The organism is Kribbella sp. (assembly GCF_035655035.1).
Classification (GTDB): Bacteria; Actinomycetota; Actinomycetes; order Propionibacteriales; family Kribbellaceae; genus Kribbella.
Window position 1 is genome coordinate 1 of record NZ_DASRVN010000230.1, and the last position, 5,364, is coordinate 5,364.

Annotated in this window: 5 protein-coding genes and 2 pseudogenes; 6 read left to right on the forward strand and 1 reads right to left on the reverse strand. The window is 69.3% G+C overall.

Features of this window, described 5'->3' with window-relative positions; translation table 11 throughout:
- Positions 1 to 261 (forward strand): annotated as a pseudogene (locus VFF46_RS13210) (hypothetical protein); the annotation flags it as partial.
- 60 nt (positions 262 to 321) lie between these two features.
- Here the strand turns inward: VFF46_RS13210 and VFF46_RS13215 are convergent.
- Entirely contained in the window at positions 322 to 1,218 is an 897-nt protein-coding gene (locus tag VFF46_RS13215) for a hypothetical protein (RefSeq protein WP_325037392.1), read from the reverse strand.
- 319 nt (positions 1,219 to 1,537) lie between these two features.
- Here VFF46_RS13215 and VFF46_RS13220 point away from each other — a divergent pair, with 319 nt between their 5' ends.
- The 5 genes and pseudogenes from VFF46_RS13220 to VFF46_RS13240 all read left to right on the forward strand — a co-directional run.
- Positions 1,538 to 1,876: a hypothetical protein gene (locus VFF46_RS13220; RefSeq protein ID WP_325037393.1), complete on the forward strand. Its 339-nt coding sequence runs from the start codon at positions 1,538 to 1,540 to the stop codon at positions 1,874 to 1,876.
- Between the two features lie 14 nt (positions 1,877 to 1,890).
- A complete protein-coding gene (locus tag VFF46_RS13225) occupies positions 1,891 to 2,196 on the forward strand; it encodes a hypothetical protein (RefSeq protein ID WP_325037394.1) in 306 nt (101 codons plus the stop codon).
- A gap of 22 nt (positions 2,197 to 2,218) precedes the next feature.
- Positions 2,219 to 2,590, forward strand: coding sequence for a DUF6507 family protein (locus tag VFF46_RS13230; protein ID WP_325037395.1), 372 nt, complete (start codon positions 2,219 to 2,221; stop codon positions 2,588 to 2,590).
- Positions 2,587 to 2,859: a hypothetical protein gene (locus VFF46_RS13235; protein ID WP_325037396.1), complete on the forward strand. Its 273-nt coding sequence runs from the start codon at positions 2,587 to 2,589 to the stop codon at positions 2,857 to 2,859. Before VFF46_RS13230 ends, VFF46_RS13235 begins: the two co-directional genes overlap by 4 nt.
- A 46-nt stretch (positions 2,860 to 2,905) precedes the next feature.
- Positions 2,906 to 5,364 (forward strand): annotated as a pseudogene (locus tag VFF46_RS13240) (hypothetical protein); the annotation flags it as partial.

The following is a 5,364-nucleotide window of genomic DNA, read 5'->3' on the forward strand; positions in this document are numbered from 1 at the left end:
GGTACGCCGGAAGAGGTCGCCGCGAACCCGGCGTCGTACACCGGGCAGTTCCTCGCGGAGATCCTCAAGGGCCGGGCGGCGAAGCCGAGCGCGAAGCAGGCGGCCAGGGCGCTGCCGGCGAAGAAGACGGCCGCGAAGAAAACACCGGCCAAGAAGGCAGTCGCCACGAAGAGCACGGCTAAGAAGGCTGCCGTGAAGAAGACGGCGGCGAAGAAGGCACCGGCGAAGAAGACAGCGGCGGGGAGGCGTGCTGCCGGGTGACTTTGGCTCCGAGGCAGGCCCGTTACGGGTGACTCTGCGCTGACGAGGCCTGCGCTCTGGTCAGCGGCGGAACAGTTGCTGGAACAGGTGCCGGAGCCAGGTGCGGCGCGGCGTGGGCAGCAGTGCCGGCGGCAGGACAGCCGCCGGCGGCGTCGCGAGGGTGACCGGGATCTGGACCATCCGATCACCTTGCAGCCAGTACAGGTCCGGACTGCACTGGTCCGGCGCGTCCTTGTAGGTCTCGGCGACGTACCGCGCCAGCCGGTCCGCGACCTCCTGACCCGCGTCCGCGGCGCAGAACGCCACCGTGCTCAGCCGTGGCACGGCGACCAGCACCCCGAGCCCGATGGATGCTTGCGGCAACAAGTTGTCCCGGTCGACGATCGCCATCGACACCAGCGGGTCGTCGGCGCGGGTGAGGACCGAGAAGCCGTCCTGCTCGATCGGGCGCAGGTCCGAGATCTGGTCCAGCGTCAACTGCACCGGCGATGGTACGTCGGGGTCGCCGAGGCCGAGCATCGACCGCCGTACGACGGTCAGCCGGCGGTAGTCGTTCCCGGTACCGACGAACACCACGACCTCGAAGTGGTCGCCGAACGGGATCAGCGCGTCCGCGACCGGGCCGGCCGTCCGCGCGGACCAGCCGCGTTGCAGCAGCATCGCGCGCTGCCGGCCGGCGACGTCGCCGAACCGGTGTTCCTCGGTGGCGAGCTCACCCTCCGCGACCACAGCCCGTAACCACGCCTCGATCTGGTCGGCCCACAGCTGCTGCGGCAGCTGGAGACAACGCTCGATGATCTCGCCGAGCCCGACGACCGCGGACATCTGCAGCGCGCCCCGGCCCCAGCCGACCTCGACAGTACGCTCGGTGGTGTCGACGACACAGCCTGGCATCCACAGCGGGGCCAGGTCCGCGATCGCCTTCAGGACCGTCGAGTCGTTCGTCGTACCAGTCATCGCCACCCTTTCCGACACCAGATTGTGCCGGGCGCCGGGTCCGTACGCACGAGTGCCCCCGCCTCGCGGTCCGGGCGGACGAGCGGGGGACCCGGCCGCCGTACCGCCCGGAAAGATGCCTGAGGCAACAACTCGGCGGCCCTGGTGGCCGGTTCCGGTGGTCGTGACCCTCGGGGAGACCTTTCGATCCTGGTCGAAATGATTGCCATCATCAACCAGTTTCGCTACACCTCCGCGTCTTTCTGGGACGATTGTGTTATGACCCGAAACCCCGTTTAGGGTTGCGTTTGCGGCGCAGACCAGTGCGAAGGAGAAGCTTGTGGGACAGCGATGGGACATGGGTCAGGAGACCCTGGGCCAGTTGACGAAGAAGACCTCGACCGGCACCCAGGACCTCGGCGGCCTGGTGAAGCAACTGGTCGCGGCGGCCCAGCCGCTCGAGGGCAAGATGAACGGTGCCGGTAAGGGTGCGTTCGACGCCTTCAAGGCGAACGTCGACAGCATCGCCGCGGACCTGAACGCGGGCATGGGCCGGATCACCGAGGGTCAGGCGGGCATGGACACCGCGTTCCGTACCGGTGACAGCGACATGGCCCAGACCGCGAAGAAGAACGAGGGGGCCGCGGACTTCGACGGCGCCCGCTTCGGCAAGCGCTGAGAGAGGGAACGACGATGGCGAACCGCAACAGCTACGACACCGCCGCTTCCGGCGAGGTGCAGGCCAACATCAACCGGCTGTCCGGCCAGATCCAGGGCCTGATCGCGGAGCACCGGAAGAACGTCCAGAGCGCGCTCGCGGACGCGTCGGCGAGCGGCGTGACCGACTCGTACCGCGCCGTCGAGGACCGGTTCAACAAGGCCGCCGACTCGACACTCTCGGTGATCAAGACGCTGCAGGAGACCATGGCCGCCAACGACTCGACCGCTGCGGCGACGCTGAAGAAGGCGCAGTCCGCGGTCGACGGCATCGGCGGCTGACGCTTTCAGGAGGAGGTCAGCGATGGACTGGGACATCGATCCGCCGGGCGTCGAGCGCGTACTGAGGGCAACGCAGAGCGCGGCCGAACCGTTCTCGAGCCTCGGGGAGTTCTACGGGCTCAACATGAACGGTTTGGTCCAGGGCATGAACTATGACGTCATCAGGGTGGCGGCGTCAGCAGTCAGTGAGTATTCGACGCACTGGGCGCCGATGATCGAGGCGGCGGCCAAGCAGATCAGCGCTTCGCTGACCGGCGCGCAGAACGCGACCGTCGCGTACATGCACGGTCAGGAAGACATGGCGCTGAACGCACAGCAGGCTGCCGCTCGTGGCGAGATCCCGGCGCCACCCGGTTCGAAACCGCACGGCAGCACCGGGATGGTCGCCGAGTGAGTACCGACCCGACGAGCGACGACGTGCTCGCCACCGCGCGGCGCCGGCTGGCCGGGTGGCTGGCGGAGCAGGCTGCCGGCCCGGAGTACTCCGTCACCGAGCAGGACCTGGCGGACTGGGACGCGGAGCGGGTGGACGAGTTCGTCGTCCTGACGCCGCCCGGCTACGCGAACCAGGTGTTCCTGGTCGGCGACGAGTCGGTCGACTCCTACGCCCCCAGCCGCACGTCGTTCGACGACGCGCTCGCCGCCGCCCGCGCGCACAGCTGAACCCTGCCCGCCCGCTACGACTTCGTGTGATCGAGGAGTTCCCCGGATGATCAAGCCTGAAGGCATCCCCGTCGAGGATCTGGACAGGGTCGCCGCGGCGATCCAGCAGAACGCCGGCCCGTTGGGGAAGCTCGGGCAAGGCTTCTCGGACGTCGGCAACAACGTGCACAAGTCGTTCGGCGGGCTGAACGAGGTGTATCACGCGCCGGAGCGCGAGGTGCTGGTCAACTCGACGCAGCTGGTGCAGAAGAACCTGACCGAGTTCGGTTCGAACCTTCCGCAGATCTCGCATCACCTGACCGTGTTCGGCGACGGCGTACAGGCCAAGGCCGACCGCCTGCGGGCGATCCGAGCGGATGCCTATGACTGGATGCGCCGGAAGAACGGCAACCCGGACTGGCAGAACGACCAGTGGATGATCGACAAGAACAACCAAATGGTGCAGGACGTCCACAACATCATGACGGTGGACCTGCCCGACATGAGCTTCCGCTGCGCGAACGCGATCCTCGCGCTGTTCGGCGGGAAGCCGTGGGACCCGAAGACCGGGGCCAGGCAGGGTGAGACGCCGAAGCAGGGCGGCGACGACAAGCAGGAAGAGCCCTGGGGTACGCCGGAGGAGCGGGACAGGCCGTGGTACCTCGGCGCCCTGCACGCCGTCGGCCAGTTCCTGGTGGGTGTCGTGCAGGTCATCGGCGAGGCGATCGAGGGGATCCTGACGGTGATCCCGGTGTTGCCGGCGCTCGGCAGCATCGACGGTGTCCGGAAGTGGGCCAAGAGCACCTTCGGGTACGACATCCCGACCTGGGACGCCGCCGGAAAAGCGTGGGTGGGGTTGAAGGACCTTGCGGTCGGGCTGACGGCGCTCCCGTTCCAGCTCGCCTGGTGGGGTTTCGACGCGGTCACCGGTAAGGACACCCGGCCGCAATGGGTGAAGGACATCGGCGAGAAGTCGCTCGAGATCGGCAAGAGCCTGATCGCCTGGGACGAGTGGTCGAAGAACCCGGCGAAGGCGCTCGGGATGGTGCTGACCAACGTCGCCACGACGGTCGGCACCGGCGGAGTGGCGGCCGGGGCGAAGGCTGTGGCGACCGCCGGGAAGCTCGGGAAGCTGAGCCTGGCCGCCGCGAAGGTGGCGAAGGCGGCGGAGTACGTCCAGGGTGTCAAGATCGGCCTGCACGATGGTGCCTTGGGACTGGCGACGAAGATCCCGAAGGTCGCCGATGTGGTCGACAAGATGGCGAAGATCCCGATCGTCGGCCACAACTTCCAGCTGCACACACCGAAGGCCGACATCCCGGTGGTGACTGCCGCGGACACCGGCGGATCGGTCGCCCATCACGCGGGCGACGTCCCCGGTGCCCACACCGGCGTACCGGAGTCGAGAGCCGGAACGTCGAACGTCGACATCCCATCCGCACACACGGGCGACGGACCCGGGGTACACACGGGCGACGGCGGCGCCGTACACACCGGCGTCGGTGACGGGCTGGGCGCGCATGTTGGTGACGGCGCGGGTACGCATGCCGGCGTTGGCGACGGTCCGGGTGCGCATGCTGGGGTTGGCCCGGGCGCACATCCTGGTGTTGGTGACGGCCCGGGTACGCATGCCGGAGTCGGTGACGGTCCGGGTTCGCATGTCGGTGATGGCCCCGGGGCACACGCGGGTGATGGCCCGGGTGCCGGGACGCAGACCTCGCGCCCCGATCCGCTCACGGGCCGGCCGGCGTCGCACCCGGACCCGCAGACCGGTTCGCCGAACGGGACCCACGACCCCACCCACACCGACCCCACGACCCCGGCCGGACGCCACCAGCCCGACCAGCCGGTCGTGACCCCGCCGGTACAGCCGGTGTCCCACGCCCACCCGGGCTCGACCACGCCCGGCCACACAGAAACACCCACGGGCCGCACGGACCCAGGCACGTCGGCGGGCCGGACAGATCCGGGTACGTCGGCCAGGCGGACCGATCCGGGCACGTCGACCGGCCGGACCGATCCCGGTACGTCAACTGGGCGGACCGATCCGGGTACGTCGACCGGGCACACCGATCCTGGTACGTCCGCCGGGCGGACGGACCCGGGTACCTCGACCGGCCGGACCGATCCGGGTACGCCCACGCCCGCCGGGCACCACGAGCACACGACACACGACCGTACCGAGCCAACGTCATCGCGCACTGAACCGTCGGACCGCCGCGGCACCGAGCAAACAAAGCCGGAGCCCGGCCGCACACGTACGCCGGAGCCGACCACACCGGGCACCGACCACACGCACACCCCGGACCCGACCACCCGGGGCACGGACCGTACGCACACGCCGGAGCCGACCACCCCGGGCTCGGACCGCACGCATACGCCGGAGCCGACCACCCCGGGTACCGACCGTACGCACACGCCCGAGCCTCGGACGGGAGAGACGAACCCGGAGCCTCGGCGTACCCCAGAAGACCCCGGCGCCGCGCGTACGAACGAACCGCCGGTCGTACCGGTCACCCCGGTCAC